Genomic DNA, 19490 nt, shown 5'->3' with positions numbered 1-19490 from the left:
TAGTCGGGCTCACGCGCGAACGACATATGATGGTTAATAAAAAATAATAATAGCGAGATACGACGATGCTAAAAAATATAATCGGATTGCTGGCAGGACTACTGTTTGGACTGGGACTACTGGTATCAGGTATGACCGATCCTGTAAAGGTACAAGGGTTTTTGGATATCTTTGGTGCATGGGATATCTCCCTTGCACTGGTGATGGGCGGTGGTCTGATCGTCGCTTTCTTCGGTGTGCGATTAGCAAAGCGTCAACAAAGCAGCTGGATCGGCACACCGATTGATATGCCAAGCAAAACTGTCATTAATAAAAAATTACTTATCGGTGCGATGTTGTTCGGTATCGGCTGGGGGCTGGTTGGTATCTGTCCAGGACCAGGAATTGTATTGCTTGGTACTGGCCAATGGCAAGCCTATGTGTTTATTCCTGCCATGATTATAGGAATGCTAGTTTATCAATGGCTTGAGCCTAAGCTTGGCTAATATAGTTAGTTCTCTATAAATTGGATACGGTGTCAGCCTCGTTTAGTCTACTATTTGTAGTACTTTCACTTGGCTTCCTTGTCTCCAAATTATATTGAACCAACTATAGTATAAATAGGCTAGCACTCGAAAAAAGGTCAGCTATATATCGCTGACCATTTTTAATGGGTGTTGATTGATGATATGACTTAATAAGTTGCCGTTTTATTTCACACTAGCGGTTACTTTTGGCGTTTCGTGTGCCAATGATTTTGCTGCTTGACGTAGCTCAAATTTTTGCACTTTACCGGTACTGGTCTTCGGTATTTCTGCAAAGACAATATATTTCGGCACTTTAAAACCTGCTAGGTGCTGACTACAATGTTCCATCACCGTATCACGTTGCAGAGTACTACCGGCGTGAATTTCGATAAAGGCGACAGGTACTTCGCCCCATTTGTCATGCGGCGCGGCGACGACAGCACAGCTTTCAATCGCAGGTAATTTATACAAGACGTTTTCTACCTCGATACTAGAGATGTTCTCACCACCTGAGATGATGATATCTTTGAGTCGATCCATAATTTTGATATAGCCATCAGGATATTTGACGCCCAAATCGCCTGTACGGAACCAGCCATCAGCGAATGCCTCTTCGGTAGCCTTGCGGCTTTTTAGATAGCCTTTCATCACCATATTACCACGTAGCGCCAGCTCGCCCATCTCTTCCCCGTCAGCGGCGACTGGTTCAGTCGTACCTTGCTTAAATACTTCAAACCCTGCCATCAAGTGTGACGTTACGCCTTGACGTGATTTCTTTTGGGCACGGGTAGCTACATCAAGCTCATTCCATTCTTCCTGCTCAGCGCAGACCGTCACTGGCCCATATACTTCAGTGAGACCGTAGACATGCGAGATATGAAAGCCCATTGCTTCCATTGCAGCCAGCATGGTTTCAGACGGCGGTGCACCCGCGACCCAACCTTTGACCGTATGGGTGATAGCTTCTTTATACTCTGGTTTGCCGCCAGCAATCATATTGTGCACGACTGGCGCAGAGCAATAATGGCTAACTTGATGCTTGGCAATCAGCTGCAATATCAAATCAGCATCAATTTTTCTCAAGCATACATTGACTCCAGCACGTTCAGCGATGGTCCACGGAAAGCACCAGCCGTTACAGTGAAACAGCGGCAGCGTCCACAGATACATCGGGTACTTGGGCATGTCCCAATCTAAAATATTAGAGATAGCATTGAGAGTTGCGCCGCGATGATGATAGACCACGCCTTTAGGCTTGCCTGTCGTCCCAGAGGTATAATTTAGCGCAATGGCATCCCATTCATCTTTCGGCATCTCCCAGTTATTCAGGCTGTCTGAACTGGCTACTAATGCTTCATAGCTCATGTGCCCAAAGCGCTCGACATCGACAGCCTTGTCCGTTGAGTGAATGACGATTAAGTCTGGAAAAGTCTCATTGATGATTTCAGCATGTTCAGCAAATTCGCTGTCTAAGATTAAGACCTTCGCTTCGGAATGCTGCAAACAAAAGGTAAGCGCATTGATGTCGAGACGAGTGTTCAAAGTACAGAGGACACCGCCTGACATCGGCACACCAAAGGCGCATTCGACCATCGCAGGCGTGTTTGGCAGCATCACGGCTACGGTATCATTTTTATCGATACCCAACTTGCGCAGGCCATCAGCCAGTTGACGACAGCGAGTATAGGTCTGTTGCCATGTCTGAGTCAGGTTATTGTGTTCTAGGTCGTCATAGATGATGGCAGTCTTATTAGGATAAACTTGCGCGCTGCGAATGATAAAATCAATAGGGGTAAGTGGTTGATGGTTGGCGGCGTTTTTGCCGAGACCTGTATGGAAATCTGTCATGATGATAGTCCTTTATCGTATTTCTATAATGCGTCAGTACATTAACGTCAGTATATTGTTTAGTACAGTAATCTAGCATAGAAATTATAGGTATAAGTCGATATTTATCGATTTATATCTTAGTCTAATTTTTAGGTGACATTAAGCTAACGGTATATAATCTACCTTAAAAGTTGGCTGGGTTTTGTGGTGTTTGCTTAACCATGTGCCACAGTACAGCCTGATACACAGTCCTGCTCGTTATAGCAATTAATATAGTGCTCACTCATCAGTCGCTTGTCTGCATAGCTGACAATAATCGCGGTGTGTTACGATATCGATGATGCTAAACCCCTTAGGCCCACTAATTCTAAAAAGCCGTTTTTAAAAATTAGCCTCATAAACTATTCATAAGGAAAATGATATGTCTGCCAGCCATAGTGCCAATACGATCCAAACCGCTAGCACCAATGAACACTATCCGCATTTGTTTGAGCCGCTAGATTTGGGCTTTACTACGCTAAAAAACCGTCTGGTGATGGGCTCAATGCATACTGGGCTTGAAGACCGTTTCTATAATTATGGCAAGTTGGCGGCGTATTTTGCAGAACGTGCCAAGGGCGGCGTGGCAATGATGATCACTGGCGGCATCTCGCCCAATCGCGAAGGTTGGTTGTTGCCTGCTGGCGGAACGATGAATACTAAAGCTGACGTTATCAATCACCAGCGCGTCACCCGTGCTGTGCACAAGCACGACAGCAAAATCATCATGCAGATATTGCACAGTGGTCGCTATGGCTATCATCCATTTGCCGTATCATCTAGCCCGATTAAGTCACCAATCTCACCGTTTAAACCACGCAAGATGAGCATCAAAAACATCGAGCAAACGGTAAAAGACTATGCTCGCTCAGCCAAACTTGCCAAGCAAGCAGGCTATGATGGTGTCGAAATCATGGGTTCTGAGGGTTATCTGCTCAACCAGTTTTTATCAAGCCATGTGAATAAGCGTAAAGACATCTATGGTGGTGATATTCATGGACGTATGAAGTTCGCTGTCGATGTGGTTAAAGCGGTACGTGAGGCGACTGGCGAAGATTTTATTATTTTATTCCGCTTATCAGTGATTGATTTGGTCAAAGACGGTAACGTCATGGATGAAGTCATCACCGTGGCTAAGGCGCTAGAAGAAGCGGGCGTGACCATCATGAACACGGGTATCGGCTGGCATGAAGCGCGTGTCCCGACTATCGTGACTAGCGTACCACGTGCCGCTTTTGTTGATTTCACCGCTGAAATCAAAAAGCATATTAGTATCCCGATGATGGCGGCTAACCGTATCAATATGCCAGAAACAGCAGAAGAAATCGTTGCGACTGGTCAAGCTGACATGATTCAGATGGCGCGTCCATTCTTGGCTGATGCACATTGGGTCAATAAAGCCAAAAATGGACAGACAGATCGCATTAACACTTGTATCGCCTGTAACCAAGCCTGCCTCGACCATACGTTTGAAAACAAACGCTCAACTTGCTTGGTCAACCCACAAGCCTGTTATGAGACTGAACTGGTCTATAAGAAAACCAAAAAGCCGAAAAAAGTCGCTGTCATCGGTGGCGGTGTCGCTGGTATGTCAGCCGCTCATGTGGCGGCCCTACGTGGTCATGACGTGACTCTGTTTGAAGCTAAAGATGTGCTGGGCGGACAGTTTAACTACGCCAAAGTCATCCCTGGTAAAGAAGAGTTCTTTGAGACTATTCGCTACTATATTAATGAGCTTGAGCATCTAGGTGTTGAGATTAAACTGAACACCAAAGTCGATAAAGACATGCTTGAAAAAGCCAAGTTCCATCATGTCATCGTGGCAACGGGTGTCGTACCGAGAAGTCTAGAAGGTAAGCTAGAAGGTGCTGAGCTGCCACAAGTCATGAGCTATGCTGAGCTGCTGTCTGGCGAAAAAGCAGTGGGCAATACCGTAGCTGTTATCGGTGCTGGTGGTATCGGCTTTGATGTCAGTGAGTATCTGACAGCCAATCATGGTAAGTCACTGGATGAGATCGGCCCTGAGGGACTCAAAGATCCAAGCTATCGTCCTGAGCCACAGTCTATCAGCGAATGGCGCGAAGAGTGGGGTGTGACCAACGATACCGACTATCAAAGTGATGGTGGTCTGGTCAGACCAGCAGCGATCAAACCAATCCGCCAAGTTTATCTCATGCAGCGTAGCAAGGGTCGTTTGGGCAGTGGACTAAACAAAACCTCAGGCTGGGTGCATCGTGCGCATATCAAATCTCATGGCGTCATCCAAGTCGCTGGCGTGCAATATGACAAAATCACCAACGAAGGTATCTGGGTGACTAATCCACAAGGTCAAAGCCAGTTATTACGCGTTGATAGCGTCGTTGTCTGTGCGGGTCAAGAGTCAGTCGTTGAGCTGATGCCAAACGTTGGTGATGCACCAGACGCGCAATACCATCTAATCGGCGGTGCTAAACTAGCAGCTGAACTAGATGCCAAACGTGCGATTCGTGATGGTGCTGAAGTCGCCGCTCAGATCTAAACTCTTTAGCATGAATGTTAAATAATGGACGGCGAGGGGATATCTCTTGCCGTCTTTTTTTATTTAGAATGAAAAATTGACTTATTAAATTAGATCTTCAGTTCAGCTTATGTTTATTCTGAGAGAATAGAGAGATCTTGTTCACTTACTCATGCTCTAATACAATACCGTCAAAATATCCTCGCGCACCACAACGCCCCCACCTAAACTGATCATCAATATCTTTTAATAACAAATGCGATTTACCTTTATAAGTTGCTGGATACAAGCGTAGTTCTAGGGTTTCATCTGGCTGATTATTATCGTTAATGACCCAATGGTTTTGTGACCACTTTGCGATACTATCTCCAATACTACAACTATGATAGTTAGTAAAAACCAAATCACTTTCAATCACAGAAAGGTAAGGTTTGTTATTAACCTCATTGATCGATAAAGTATTTTTTGCGTCTTGCAAAGTGTTTTTGCGCTTACCATCTACGTTATAGATCGAAAGCTGGAAATTCTTGGAAAATTCTCCAAAGGCGTTTTTGCTCGGTAAATCAGAAGAATTTAATTCATCTGAAAAATTCCAAGCCACACCGTAATTGGTTTGCTCTTCGATGTGTTCTGTATACTCACGAATGAGGCATTCGGTATCTTTACAAGTATTGCGTTGGAAAGTTAGCCATAATTTCTGATCTATAATCACATTGTTTCTATAGACTTCACTGTCTTCGTTGTTAGCTGCATTGTTGATATCTTCTCTATATTTTTTTGCCATAGCTTCGTCAAGATCAGACAATTCAGTGTTCGTACAAATAGTTTTTTCTATCCAAGTAGTCGCTTTATTGCAATCGAAACTTGCTGCATTTGCATGAGTGGAGAGTAGGCAAGTGCCTAAAATACCGATTGTAGCGATGCATAACTTTTTCATATTACCCTCATTTTTTAGAGCTTGATTGTATTTTAAAAACGCTATAACTGTGATATACGTGTCATCATCACTATCTTCAAAAAATGAATCAGCCTAGTCAGCCTCACTTACCTACCAACTGCCAATATTCTCCATCGAAATCCAAGGCTCAATAGGCTCTAGGTCTTCGCCATTTTGTAGCAGCTCAATTGAGATGTTGTTAGGGTCTTTAACAAAAGCCATATGGCCATCTCTAGGTGGTCTTAATATCTCGACCCCTGCCTGTATGAAGGTGTCGCACTGTGCGTATATGTTGTCGACTCTAAAGGCAAAGTGCCCAAAATTATCGCCATTGGCATATTCTCTTTCATCCCAGTTGTGTGTCACCTCAATCTCTGGCGCACCCTCATGCGTTGCTAAAAAATATAAGCTGAATCTGCCTGATTCAGAGTCTCTCTTTCTTAGAAGTTGTAAGCCCATAAGGTCACAATAGAAAAATAACGTTTCTTCTAGTTTGTTGGTTCTAATCATTGCATGTAAGTACTTCATGAAAATACCTTAATATTGATTATTCATAAAAAATGGAGTAATGGCAGGGTGCTTGTTATGCATCATTAATATACAAAATCTCAAATGGCGTATGTACGATGTCAATACCGTTAACTATATACAGCGCATTTGTGTCAGTAACTTTTTATCAAGCAGTGCAAGCGGCACACTCTGGGATACTTGCTAGATTAAATCTGACGTCGCAAAATCTAACCTTCCATCTCACCAACCAACCATTTTTCAAAATCGCTCACTTGCGTTGCCAATTCAGATTGCGCTATTGCTAGGTCATCGAGCTTGTTTTTAATCTCAGGCTTATTATATTTAACGCCCGTCAATGTATTCTTAAGCAGATCAATAAGCTCAACATTTAGCGCATCAGAGAAGATGACAACTTCGGTAATCATTGCCTGCTTCACATCCATATGTACATCCATCATGCCCCAATCAAAGCGAGTCTCGATATGATGAGTGAACTCAGGCGTTTTACCAAAGCGCCAATCCCAATCTGCCATTTGTTGATAGTAAGCGTTTAGAGTGGGCTGCTTAGCAAGGCTGGCCTCATCTAATTGCTCAACCTGTGCACTCTCTCCATGATATTCACAAAACGCTTCGATAATCGCATCAGACAATGTCTCGTGATTGATAGTCTCATTAAAATCTACCAAGTTTGCCACACGAGCACGCACAGACTTGATGCCTTTTGCTTTCAGCTTTAGCGGATGCGGGTTCAGATAGTCGCCAAGCTTTTGCATATTGGCATTGACCAGCAATGTGCCATGATGAAAGCTGCGATCGGCTGCATGTTTAAATGCGCTGCCCGATATTTTGCGGTCGCCGACCTGCATATCGTTACGACCAGACAGCGTGGCGTCTATGCCGAGTTTCTTAAGCGCATTGATGATGATGGTGAAGTTTGCTTCTTGGTCGTAAGCATCACTGGGGGATAAAAAAGTAAAATTGGTATTACCCAAGTCATGGAACACTGCGCCGCCGCCACTCTGACGCCGCGCTAAAAACACATCATCTGCTTCCATCTTATCGGTTTTGCACTCTACCCATGGATTTTGTGAGCGTCCAATAACCACGGTCTCAGAGTTACGCCATAAAAATAGAGTATGCGAGTCGGGGTTGAGCGTATTAAATATCCAATCTTCGGTGGCAAGATTAAACCAAGGATTGGTCACAGCAGATTTTAGAATGCGCAGTTTCATGTATTTGACTCGTTAATAAACTGGGTTGGTGAGTAGTTTTATAAATAGGTAGCACCATTCTTACCGATGCAGGGTTGTAATTCAATGGCTGTCTAACAGGGAGGAGGATTTTATCAGTGGCTTTGACAGTGGTGAAGACGTTGAGTATATAGAAAAACGGTGAAAAAATTTCATAGAAGAGAGTGCTAAGGTTGATGCTTCAGTTTTAGCGGGCGGTAATAAAAGCCAAGCAAAACGCTCAGCTTTATTACAGTTTAAAACAATAAATTTTGAGAATACTTTGTTCTATTTAGCACAAATCTCCCACTGCGATTTTGTACTAAGATAACATTGCATAACTGCTTTACCAGACTGCGCATAGGCATCACTGACGATACGCTGATTGGTTGGCAGACGATATCTGATGATCGCGGGCTCGTCATTGACGGTCGTCGTCCATCCAGTCACTTCATTACGGTCATTATAGTTTGCACTGGTAGAGGTTGCCATTTTGCCAAATCCTGGCAGGTTGTAGGAGACCTGTCTAAAACTATAACTCATCGCTGCACCCTCAGCGCCCTCATACTGACAGTTTAACTTCTTTTGCAGTTTATCTTGTTTATAAATATAGCAAGTGGTCTCATCTGAGAACTGACCAACCCCGCAAAAACCTGCCGTTGCAACTGACATCATACCGATAAATAACGCTATCCTTTTCATAATCATTCCTCAATAATTTATAAGTCCTACTAATGACGTTTGTCCTCTATTTTTTGTATTGCCAAATACTAACCAATACCTTGTAGATAGTAGAAAATTAGTAAACAAATATCAATTTATATATTTTAAGAAAATCTTGAACTGATGTATTAAAGCTACTTTTAACATCAGTATTATTAAGAGTAGCTGTTATAGGGTAGTGCTATAAGAAGGATTTACTATGACCATGAATCTGTTTTTATAGATATTGAACTGATCGTTTACTTAAGGATGACTTTGGAGTTCTTTAGTATATGAATAGAAAGGCGCTGGGATAGGCTAAAGTATAGGAGCTATAGGATAAGCGCTGCTTATTATATAGTACTTACTAAAAGGGATTTGTCCAGATTTATAAATTATCAAAAGGTGAAAACCTTAAAACTGTGCTAGGAAAATTAATAAGTGGATAAAAACTCACTATAAATTTTATAAAAAATTACCCATCAAACAATTAAAAAGTTATCATCATGAGTTTTTAACTACATGATAATTTTTACAACGCATCAGACGCTTATGACCGACACGAGTTGGCAAACGCAGTCTAAGCGCTTAATAGGATTACCCAATGACCAACCGTGACCTCATCATCTTTGTGACGCTCTCTTTTATGTGGTCACTCTCTTTTGTCTTTTATCGTATTGGCGTGCCTGAGTTTGGCTCATTGGCATTCGCCAGCTTGCGTGTGATATTCGCCGGATTGGTCATGTTGGTCTTTGTATTGCTCAATAAGAAAAACAGAGTAGGCATCAAGGAGCATTGGAAAATGCTAGCGCTCGTTGGCTTGTTTTCAGCAGCGCTGCCTTTTGTGTTGTTTTCGTTTTCCGCGCAATCAGTGAACGCAGGCGTGCTAGCCGTGCTAAATGCTTCTGTACCGATGATGAGTGGTTTTATCGCTAGAGTCTTCTTTAAAGATAGGCTATCGAAAAAACAAGCACTCGGTTTGGTCATTGGGGTGATTGGGGTAATCATACTGATGAGCGAAAGCTTGTTTGGTGGCGGCGAGCCAGGCAAAGGATTGATCGAAGGACTCCTACCGATGGGCTACGCGCTACTAGCCTGTGTAGGTTATGCGCTTGGGGCCAACATCACCAAAAACTACCTGTACGAAGTATCGCCAGTCGCTATCACGGCAGGCTCACTAATTATTGGTAGCCTCATCATGCTGCCGGTGGTTTTTACAGAGTTTCCTTATGGCAAAGCGATCAGCATAAAGGCGTGGGTATCGGTGATCTGTATCGGGGTATTTTCAACCGCCATTGCCCTTATTTTTATGAATCAGTTGATCAAAAATATTGGGCCAACGCGTGCCACGAGTATCACGTTAGTCATTCCAATTTTTGCGATTATTTTGGGCTATCTATTGCTTGGCGAGGCGCTAAATATACAAGCCATCATTGGTTCGATTGTGATATTGATCGGCACGTATTTGTCATTAGAGCTGTCAATTAAGAAAATGCTAAAGCCAAAAGACAAGACTCAGATGAACAGTATTTAAGGCTTAGTAAACAGTCTTCGTAGTAAACGAGTACGAAGATTTGTATAGGTGAATATTGTTGTATCTGTTTGTAAATATTGCTTGGAATAATGAAATCTGTTCCCTATAAAGGTAGGCGCTAAACGTAGATTTACTAATGATATTATAAGTTTTTCTAAACAGCATTCGATAATAATTAGTATGATTGATGGTTGCTATAACTAAAGATCATAGATAGCAGCAATAACCAATAGGACAGATTATGGCACACGATATTTTATTTGAGCCTGTAAAAATGGGCACACAAACGCTAAAAAACCGCATTATGATGGCCCCACTGACACGTCTGCGTGCCGTTGAGCCAGGCGATGTCCCTATCACATGGGCAGCAGAGTACTACTCGCAGCGTGCAGGGGCGGGCCTTGTCATCACTGAAGCGACGCAAGTATCGTTTCAAGCAAAAGGCTATGCAGGCGCACCAGGGCTACATACTCAAGATCAAGTCACTGCATGGAAAGCCATCGTTGACAATGTCCACGCTAAAGGTGGCAAGATCGTCGTCCAGCTATGGCACACAGGACTTGTCTCACATGAAAGCGTACAACCTGAACGCCGTGCGCCAATTTCAGCCTCAGATGTCGATGTAGGTATCCGTACCTCATTGCGTGATAGTGACAACCAAGCCATTCGCGCGGATGCCACGCCGCCGCGCCCAGCCAGTCTTGATGAGATTCAGCAAGTGGTTACTGACTTTGCGCATGCAACCAAGTGCGCGCAGGAAGCGGGGTTTGATGGTATTGAGATTCATGGCGCGCATGGTTATTTGCTGCATCAGTTTTGGGCCGAGCATACCAATCAGCGTGACGATGAATACGGTGGCAGCCGCGAAAACCGCGCGCGTCTAACCTTGGACGTGATTGATGCTTGCGTAGAGGCATGGGATGCAGATCATATTGGTATTCGTATCTCGCCACTGGGCACATTCAACAATGTTGAGGGAGGCTACGAAGAAGACGATAACATTTGGCTGATTGAACAAATCAATAAGCGTGGTCTAATGTATTTGCATCTGTCAGAGCCAGATTGGGCAGGTGGTACGCCGTATAGCGATGAGTTCCGTCAGCGTGTCCGTGATGCGTTCGATCAGACCATCATCGCGGCGGGTGGCTATGATGCGGACAAAGCTGAGAAGAACATCAAAGCAGGCTATATCGATGCGGTAGCATTCGGTCGTGATTATATTGCCAACCCTGATCTCGCTGAACGTATTCAAGAGGGCGCACCGCTCAACGAGCAGCATCCAGAGAGCTTCTATGGTGGCAGCACGGTTGGCTACACTGATTATCCGTTTATGAATGAAGTGTAAGCAATTATCCATCCGTCAGTATCACTGAATAGGCAGACAAACGCGTTATAAAAAAGCCCTTTGACTATCGATAGTTAGAGGGCTTTTTTTTACGCATTTATTTTGATTAATATCCAAAATTGCCTGTTTGATAATCACGGAACGTTTGACGTAGTTCTTCTTGGGTGTTCATGACAAAAGGACCATGACCTGCGACTGGTTCTCCGATTGGCTCACCGCTTAGCAGTAGCAACTTGATAGGTGTGTCTTCATCGGTAGTTGCAGGGTAGGTCAATTCGATAGTATCAGTAGCAGGTAATGATGAATGTTCAGATTGAGTGCCTACATGATTTCGAATAGGCGCTGAAAATTCAATTAGGCTGCCTGCGCTGACGGCTGTACCGTTGACCAATATTTGACCTTCTTGTACCAGGAGTAGGGTATTGTGCGTTTTCGGTACTTGTAGCGTGGTTGTACCTGCTGTATGTAGCTCAATATCCCACATATTGACTGGCGTAAAGGTCGTTGCTGCTCCCGCTATCCCATGCCAGTCACCGGCAATAATGGCAGCTTGGCCAATGACAGTTTGCTCGTCGCTATTGTCTATCAGATCAACGATAGGCATATCAGCACGTTTGATAGATTGATACTTGGGTTGGGTCAACTTGTGGGTACTTGGCAGGTTGACCCATAACTGTACCATACTAAATATGCCACCACGCTGACCGAATGCTTCAGAGTGGAACTCTTCGTGCAGAATGCCGCGTCCAGCAGTCATCCACTGTACATCACCTTCTAAAATATCACCGCGCCCACCTGTCGAATCTACATGACTAATCTCACCTGCATAAGCAATGGTGACAGTTTCAAAACCTTTATGTGGGTGTTGACCAACGCCATGTGGCTGCATTTTATAAGCGGGGTTGGGTGAAAACGTTGTTGGCTTGGCATAGTCTAATAATAAGAAAGGATCAGTATGGCTATAATTAAGGTCTGGATTATCATCTAGATGACTGATCAGAGTTTTTACAAAAAAGCCGTCACCTACCCAGTGCGACTTTTTTTCACCGTGAATGTGTTTAATTGAACGCATGGGTCACCTCATTAGTCTAATTAGAATTACTATCAATAGAAAAGCTATTATTAAGTAATACTACTATGAATATAAGAGTAGATTGTATGAGTTTTTATTACTATTTCATTCCTAGTGCTGTCAGCAGCGATTAAGCAAACGTTAAAAACTTATAAGTGTCCATGATTAGACGATCTCACCACTCACAAAACCACTTGCCCATGCCCACTGAAAATTATAACCACCAAGCCAGCCGGTCACATCAAGCACTTCACCGATAAAGTATAATCCGTCTTGTAAATTGCTTTGCATCGTTTTTGAAGAAACCTCATCAGTTTTGACGCCGCCGCGTGTGACCTCAGCGGTTCGGTAGCCTTCCGTGCCAGAAGGTTTGAGCTTCCAGCCATTAAGGGTAATACCAAGCTCTGTGAGACGTTCGTCTTTAATATTAGCAAGCTCCGTATCTTTGATGTCTTCCCACAGATGCGTCTGTAGTGCTGCTAATAGCTTCTTGGGTAGCGCATTGTCCGTATTCTCTGCCAATACGGTACGAATCAGTTGGCGTGGGTGTGATTTTTTGCGAGCAAGTAAAAGCTCAGTGACATCTATCTCAGGCAACAGATTGATACTGATGGTTTCGCCAGTCTGCCAATAGTTGGAGAGCTGTAGCATGGCAGGGCCAGAGAGACCGCGATGGGTAAATAGGACGGGCAATTTAAAAGAGATACGCTCGTTACTGGCAATAACTGGCAGACTGATACCCGCCAAGGCACGGATAAGCTCGCCTGTTTTATCAGTGAAGGTAAACGGCACAAGACTGGCATCAGTAGGCACGAGCGTATGCCCGAACTGCTGTGCCAACTCATAGCCGATACCACTTGCTCCCATGGTCGGGATAGACAGACCACCAGTAGCGACCACCAAAGATTCACAGCTATAGCCTGTTTGCGAAGATTGAGCACCGCGCGCGATGTCTTTTTTACCAAGCTTTTTGCTCGTCGTTAGACAAAAGCGTTCGCCGTTATCATGAGCAGCAGTTTTAACATGATCAATTTGAGCATTAAGCTTTACTTGTACGCCTACGGCCGCACATTCATCTAGCAGCATAGACAAGATGTCTTGTGCTGAGTCGTCGCAGAACAGCTGACCATGTTCGCGCTCATGGTAGGCAATCTTATGCGACTCTACCATACCGATAAACTCCCAACTCGGGTAACGACTTAGCGCTGATTTGCAGAAGTGGGGATTGGCACCGATAAAATGCTCAGGCTCCACAAAGTAATTGGTGAAATTACAGCGACCACCACCTGACATCAAAATCTTTTTACCAGCTTTATTGGCATGATCCAAAACCAATACGCGGCGACCGCGCCGTCCGGCAGTCAGTGCACAGTACAACCCTGAAGCGCCAGCACCAATAATAACGACATCATAGTGAGTATGGTTTTGTGCATTGCGTTGATTAGTCATTGCGGTCTCGTAAAAGGATGGGGTGAAAAAAGTATAACCAGGCCAAGCATTGTTTTTATTAAAAACGCGGCTGACATTTTGTTAAATGAAGCAGTATGTTTAGTGTAGCTATTGTCCATATTTCACTAAAGGTTACAAGGATTAAATGCCCTAAGCCATACGCTGTTACCGTGTGATCACAACCAGCTGTCATTTTAGTACTATCGTTATGATAGCTGCCCCTATGAATAGCATTATACGTACCAGTATAAGTACTAATATAATTATCTAAACATACAGATGTACAGTGAAATTGTTATGTTTGGCTTTTGATGTCTTGCAACCGTCACGCTTATTTGTCAAACTAACGATAAGTGTCACACATTATGGAAGATGACTCTTATCGCTTACATGGGGCGCGTCATAGACGTTTATCCGTGTAGGTCATAATAATTAAAAGGGACCCAACACTATGACTCAGAAATCATTTCCTATCTCAGCCGAGTTTATGGCTGCTGCCAATACCACACCTGATAAGTACCTTACAGACTACCAGCAATCTATCGAATCAGCCGAAGCCATTGATGCTTTTTGGGCGAAGCGTGCTGAGCTAATCGATTGGATAAAAAAACCGACCAAAGTCAGTAATGTCAATTATGACTTAGATGATTTTCGCATCAAATGGTTTGAAGATGGTGAGCTAAATATCTCAGTTAACTGTCTTGATCGTCACCTCGAAGAAAACCCATATAAGCCTGCTATCATCTGGGAAGGTGATCACCCTTCATTACATAAAATCATTTCTTTTAAAGAGCTGCACGAAGCTGTCTGCCGCTTAGGTAATTCATTACGCAAGCTTGGCGTTGTAAAAGGTGATCGCGTAACACTATATATGCCAATGATACCGGAAGCCATGGTAGCGATGCTGGCATGTGCGCGTATCGGTGCGGTGCATTCAGTGGTGTTTGGTGGTTTTTCTGCCGAGAGTTTGGGTAATCGCTTGATAGACAGTCGCTCAAAAGTTGTTATTACCTCTGACGAAGGTTTACGCGGCGGCAAGCACACACCGCTCAAAGCCAATGTCGATCACGCACTCGACATGGATGGCACTGAGAGTGTCGAAAAAGTCATTGTCGTTCATCGTACGGGTAACTCTATACCGATGAGTGGGCGCCGTGATGTGTGGTATCACAATTTGGTCGATGGTCAATCAGAGATCTGCGAGCCTGAAGTTATGAATGCCGAAGACCCACTATTTTTATTATATACTTCTGGCTCGACTGGTAAGCCAAAAGGTGTAGTGCATACTACAGGCGGCTATATCACCTATGCTATCTCAACGTTCCGTGATGTGTTTGATATTAAAGAAGATGACGTCTACTGGTGTACAGCAGATGTGGGCTGGATTACTGGCCACACGTATTCAACCTATGCACCACTGGCCAATGGCACGACGACGGTAATGTTCGAAGGTGTGCCAGAGCATCCAACATGGGCACGTATCGGTCATATTATCGATAAGCATGACGTGACTATTTTATATACTGCACCGACAGCCATTCGCGCGATGATGAAAGAGGGCGATGCTTTTGTTCGAGAGTCGGACCGTTCTAGTTTGCGTCTGCTAGGTTCGGTCGGTGAGCCGATCAACCCAGAGGCGTGGGACTGGTATTACAATGTCGTCGGTGATGGTAAATGTCCTATCGTCGATACATGGTGGCAGACCGAGACTGGTGGCATCTTAATGGCGCCAATACCAGGTACGGTCGACCTCAAACCGGGCGCGGCAATGACACCGCTATATGGGGTAAAACCAGAAATCGTTGATAGCGATGGTGCGATTTTAGAAGGCCCTGCAGAAGGCAACTTGGTGATCAGTAGCGGTTGGCCAGGGCAAATGCGTACTATCTACAATGACCATCCACGCTTTTTGAAGACTTACTTTAGCGATTATCCAGGTCATTATTTCACGGGTGATGGCGCTCAACGTGATGAAGATGGGCACTACTGGATTACTGGTCGTGTTGACGATGTACTCAACGTGGCAGGGCATCGCTTGGGTACAGCAGAGATTGAGAGCGCCGTGGTTGCGCATCCTGCAACTGCTGAAGCTGCGATTGTCGGTATGCCGCATGAGATACGCGGTACAGGTATCTGTGCATTTATCATTCTAAAGTCAGGTGAAGAAAAGACCGACGATCTAAAAGCAGAACTAAAACGTCATGTGCGTGCCGAGATTGGACCAATTGCGACGTTAGATGCCATCTATATGGTTGATGCACTACCAAAAACGCGCTCAGGAAAAATCATGCGCCGTATCTTGCGTAACCTTGCAGCAGGGCAATATGTGGGACTGGGCGATCTATCTACGCTTGCCGATAGCTCAGTGATTAATGATTTGGTCGAAGAAGTCAAAGCAGGTCGTGGAGAGTAATTCAGCCTGATAACAAACCTGCAGTATTAAGGATAGTGACTCAATACTAGCCATCAATATTTGCATATCAAAGTTAAATAAAAGCCATGTTATCGAGAATAGCATGGCTTTTTTACGTAGACGATATTGATATTGAGTCACTTTAAAGGTTCAATAATACTAACAAGACAACATCGCTACCATTTCAATTGAGGATTAATTGACGAGCCACTCGGTACTTACTAGGCTAGATAATTAATATAGTAGCGACTCATAAATACTTTATAAGGTCTACTGTCATCATGACTGATCATGCTTTGTGCTCAACTGTTCTATCTGACCCAAAAATTGCCATCATCGGTGGCGGCCTAACGGGATTGCTCACCGCAACACTATTAGAGCGTGCGTTAAACCAATTAAGCTCGTCATCTAACACCCCGCAAATCACTATCTTTGAAAAATCACGCAGTGTAGGCCGTTTAGCGACCCGTTATCGCAGCGATAGTAAAACTGATAAAAACTGGCAATGGTCGTTCGGTGCACAGTTTTTTACTGCGAAAACTGCTGACTTTCAACAATTTATCGCGCCTTGGTTAGATACAGGGTTGCTACAGCCGTGGTGTGCCGAAGTGGTTGAATTAACTCCTGCAAGTAACAATGAGCAGTCGCCTAATATCCAAAGCAAAGAGCAATGGGACGCGGTGCATGCACGCTATATCAGTAAACCAAAAATGACCAGTTGGGGCCGTGAATTGGCCGCCGCGCTTAAGCACACGACCATAGTATTTAAGACCCGTGTTGCACCGCTTGCTCATGATTTGCAGTCTCAAAACCAGCAGCAGTCTCAGAAACAAACTTATAATCAAAACAGCAAGCAAACTGAGCTGTTCGACGAAACTGGAGCCAGTCTCGGTTGGTTTGATTGGGTGATCTGCACAGCGCCAAATGTTCAGGCGGTAGAGCTGATGGCGGATAGCGGCTTTGCTCAGCAAGACAAAATTACTAAACCGCAAATGCAAGCCTGCTATACGCTAATGCTTGGTTGGGATGATGTACGAAAGTTACCTGAGACGTTAAAGGATCAGCTAGCACCGCAATGGGATGTCGCTTATTTAAATAGCGCTATTCTCGATAGGATATTCATTGAGCATAAAAAGCCTGCTCATGGTGAACTACTACCAAGTGTCACCATTCATGCACGTAATGACTGGTCAGAATCCCACGTCGATGATGATATTGAGTTGGTAAAAGAACAATTATTACAGGCGGCAAAACAAGCATTAAATTGGAATGAAGACAGCGCACCTAGCCAAATAGATTGCCATCGTTGGCGCTATGCCGCTACTATTGTAAATAAGGATACTGAAGAGTTGGGCATCTTAATCGATGCAACTAAGCAGTGGATCGTCAGTGGTGACTGGTGTGCAAAAGGTAATATAGAAAGCTGCTATCGAATGGCGCAGCAAACCGTTAAGGCAATTATGCAAACGCAGTAAGCTGAGTATCCATGCTCATTATTTTGCATCGTTTAACGATATTTAGGTTTAGCAAAACGTAAGCAAAAAAAGGCCCACAGAGGAGGTACTGTGGGCTGAGGAAAACGGGTCATGTATTAGCTACACAGGCCGTGGTCAAGAGTTGTTGTAATTATTGGTGCTCTCTACTGTTATTTATAAGGGTAATAATTATCAATACAATAGGTGGAGATATTTACTTAGCTATTTACATCTACTGATTTAAGTGTACAAGTGTTCTGGTACAGTCGCTATGATAGCGCAATTGAGTGCTGTCTGGCGGTTTTGGTTACAGTATATTACGTTGTAAAAATCCAAAAGACGCAAAGACTGGTATGAAGCACTGATATTTAGAGCAAGTAGCGGAGCTTTATGGTGAAATCATTCATAAAGGCTCTCAATAATTTCAATACCTTATGTCGATAGAAGGTCATCTAGTCAGCCTTGATATCTTTGATAACTTAATCGCTGCAGAGATGGCATGACGCCTTGTCCGAAAAATGCTAAGCTATCTGCCATTATTATGTTCATATTAAACTGGGTTTGCCATGACTGACAGCACGCATTTGCATACGCAGGAAGAACCGCCAAGTTCGCAAAATACCAAAAGTATTTTTAACTTGCCTAACAACCTTACGATTGCGCGTATCTTGATGATTCCGCTATTCGTCGCGATTGCCTATTGGCCGCCAGCCATGGGTATTGGTATGCCTGCGATTTCAGATAATGTCATTGCGCGCGTTGGGATGAGCGAGTTTAGTGATAGCTTGTTGCGCCATTTGTTATTGACTGGCGTCTTTATTATTGCCGCGATTACCGATTGGCTTGATGGCTATTTCGCTCGTAAACTAAACGTCATGTCAGCCTTTGGTCGCTTTTTGGACCCTGTTGCTGATAAATTGATGGTAGCTGTAGCGCTCATTGTCCTTGTACAGTGGCATCCCAATATCATTATGGCGATAGCGGCTATCGTCATTATCTCGCGTGAAATCGCAGTATCAGCGTTACGTGAGTGGATGGCAGAGTTGGGTAAAAGCACTAGCGTCGCGGTATCTTATGTGGGCAAACTAAAGACCACGTTTCAGATGGTAGCGATTACCGTACTACTGCTTAATTGGCAGTCGCTTGAAACCATCGGTTATGTATTAATGGTCGCCGCTGTGATACTTACCTTATGGTCGATGATGATCTATCTAAAAGCTGCTTGGCCTTATTTAAAGCAAAGCGGTTAACTCCATAAGACAAAAATAGTTAGCATAAAATTTAAACAATAAAAAACACCAGTCGCATTAGCCACTGGCGTTTTTGTTTTTGCTACTTATAAATCAGACAACTTATAGCGTCACTGAGTTGTTTTCACCCAAGTTAGTCGCTTTTTTGCCATCCATTACCGCAGCAGTGGTCATTTTAAACATGTTGACGACTGAGCTACCGCTTAACCAGTATTCGGCACCATGTGGGACGACTTTGATTAATTGGACATTTGGATCTTCTTTACCTTGCTCATAAAATGCATTGTAAATTGGCGACCATAGCTCATCTAGTTTCTCTTGGTCTTCGACCAATTCTGCTTTACCGTTAATTGAGACATAATCTTTTGAATCTTGACTGACATAGGCCAAGTTTACTTGTGGGTCTTTTTCAATATCTTTGATGGTCTCAGTGGTTTTATCACCAATAAACCAAATCTCTTTTGCGCCAATGCTCGTCTCGCTAGTGGTCATTGGGCAGGCATGTAAATGGCCTTCATGAGTACGAGTGGTCATCATGGCAAATTTCACTTCTTTTACCAGTTCTTGTACTTTATCGATATGGTCTTGTCTACTCATAATAAATTTCCTTTTTTATAGTGTTTTAATTGAGCTTATATAGCATTGTTTTAATTAGCCGAATTGAACAGTTGATTATTTATAGTAATTTTTCTTTAGGCTAGA

At 43.8% G+C, this 19490-nt stretch carries 15 protein-coding genes; 7 read left to right on the top strand and 8 right to left on the bottom strand.

The genetic code is table 11. The features are described from left to right. The first annotated feature begins 65 nt into the window (after nt 1-65). Nucleotides 66-485, top strand: coding sequence for a DUF6691 family protein (locus CXF60_RS03855; RefSeq protein WP_102090866.1), 420 nt, complete (start codon nt 66-68; stop codon nt 483-485). Nucleotides 486-689: 204 nt separating this feature from the next. Here the strand turns inward: CXF60_RS03855 and CXF60_RS03850 are convergent, their stop codons facing one another. Beyond that, on the bottom strand, nt 690-2354 hold the full coding sequence (locus tag CXF60_RS03850; RefSeq protein WP_102090865.1) for an AMP-binding protein: 1665 nt from the start codon (nt 2352-2354) through the stop codon (nt 690-692). Between the two features lie 403 nt (nt 2355-2757). Here CXF60_RS03850 and CXF60_RS03845 point away from each other — a divergent pair, with 403 nt between their 5' ends. After that, a complete protein-coding gene (locus CXF60_RS03845) occupies nt 2758-4893 on the top strand; it encodes an NADPH-dependent 2,4-dienoyl-CoA reductase (RefSeq protein ID WP_102090864.1) in 2136 nt (711 codons plus the stop codon). A 145-nt stretch (nt 4894-5038) separates the two neighbouring features. Here the strand turns inward: CXF60_RS03845 and CXF60_RS03840 are convergent, their stop codons facing one another. The 4 genes from CXF60_RS03840 to CXF60_RS03825 form a co-directional block, all read right to left on the bottom strand. Further along, nucleotides 5039-5809, bottom strand: a complete 771-nt coding sequence (locus tag CXF60_RS03840; protein ID WP_102090863.1) for a lysozyme inhibitor LprI family protein — start codon at nt 5807-5809, stop codon at nt 5039-5041. Between the two features lie 111 nt (nt 5810-5920). After that, the gene (locus tag CXF60_RS03835) at nt 5921-6337 is read right to left on the bottom strand and encodes a VOC family protein (RefSeq protein ID WP_180958083.1); all 417 of its coding nucleotides are present in this window, start codon (nt 6335-6337) and stop codon (nt 5921-5923) included. A gap of 209 nt (nt 6338-6546) precedes the next feature. Continuing rightward, the gene (locus CXF60_RS03830; RefSeq protein WP_102090861.1) at nt 6547-7551 is read right to left on the bottom strand and encodes a lipoate--protein ligase; all 1005 of its coding nucleotides are present in this window, start codon (nt 7549-7551) and stop codon (nt 6547-6549) included. Between the two features lie 285 nt (nt 7552-7836). Further along, nucleotides 7837-8250 carry a hypothetical protein gene (locus CXF60_RS03825; protein ID WP_102090860.1) on the bottom strand — a complete coding sequence of 138 codons (414 nt, stop codon included), beginning with the start codon at nt 8248-8250 and terminating at the stop codon, nt 7837-7839. Between the two features lie 604 nt (nt 8251-8854). Between CXF60_RS03825 and CXF60_RS03820 the strand changes: the two genes are divergently transcribed. After that, the gene (locus CXF60_RS03820) at nt 8855-9784 is read left to right on the top strand and encodes a DMT family transporter (RefSeq protein ID WP_102090859.1); all 930 of its coding nucleotides are present in this window, start codon (nt 8855-8857) and stop codon (nt 9782-9784) included. Between the two features lie 241 nt (nt 9785-10025). Beyond that, nucleotides 10026-11129 carry an alkene reductase gene (locus tag CXF60_RS03815; protein WP_102090858.1) on the top strand — a complete coding sequence of 368 codons (1104 nt, stop codon included), beginning with the start codon at nt 10026-10028 and terminating at the stop codon, nt 11127-11129. A gap of 106 nt (nt 11130-11235) precedes the next feature. Here the strand turns inward: CXF60_RS03815 and CXF60_RS03810 are convergent, their stop codons facing one another. Both CXF60_RS03810 and CXF60_RS03805 read right to left on the bottom strand, forming a co-directional pair. After that, nucleotides 11236-12201, bottom strand: a complete 966-nt coding sequence (locus tag CXF60_RS03810; protein ID WP_102090857.1) for a pirin family protein — start codon at nt 12199-12201, stop codon at nt 11236-11238. A 165-nt stretch (nt 12202-12366) separates the two neighbouring features. Then, a complete protein-coding gene (locus CXF60_RS03805; RefSeq protein ID WP_102090856.1) occupies nt 12367-13650 on the bottom strand; it encodes a BaiN/RdsA family NAD(P)/FAD-dependent oxidoreductase in 1284 nt (427 codons plus the stop codon). 451 nt (nt 13651-14101) lie between these two features. Here CXF60_RS03805 and acs point away from each other — a divergent pair, with 451 nt between their 5' ends. From acs to pgsA, 3 genes are all read left to right on the top strand, one after another. After that, nucleotides 14102-16063, top strand: coding sequence for an acetate--CoA ligase (acs, locus tag CXF60_RS03800; RefSeq protein ID WP_102090855.1), 1962 nt, complete (start codon nt 14102-14104; stop codon nt 16061-16063). Between the two features lie 281 nt (nt 16064-16344). Further along, the gene (locus tag CXF60_RS03795; protein ID WP_102090854.1) at nt 16345-17538 is read left to right on the top strand and encodes an NAD(P)/FAD-dependent oxidoreductase; all 1194 of its coding nucleotides are present in this window, start codon (nt 16345-16347) and stop codon (nt 17536-17538) included. 566 nt (nt 17539-18104) lie between these two features. Further along, complete coding sequence (pgsA, locus tag CXF60_RS03790) at nt 18105-18788, top strand: CDP-diacylglycerol--glycerol-3-phosphate 3-phosphatidyltransferase (protein ID WP_057758088.1); 684 nt, start codon at nt 18105-18107, stop codon at nt 18786-18788. Between the two features lie 102 nt (nt 18789-18890). Here pgsA and CXF60_RS03785 read toward each other — a convergent pair whose 3' ends face one another. After that, nucleotides 18891-19385: a pyridoxamine 5'-phosphate oxidase family protein gene (locus tag CXF60_RS03785; protein ID WP_057758090.1), complete on the bottom strand. Its 495-nt coding sequence runs from the start codon at nt 19383-19385 to the stop codon at nt 18891-18893. Between the last annotated feature and the right edge of the window lie 105 nt (nt 19386-19490).

Source organism: Psychrobacter sp. 4Bb (assembly GCF_002836735.1).
Lineage (GTDB): Bacteria > Pseudomonadota > Gammaproteobacteria > Pseudomonadales > Moraxellaceae > Psychrobacter.
The sequence above is the reverse complement of the archived record's forward strand: the minus strand, read 5'-3'. Positions and strand labels throughout refer to the sequence as shown.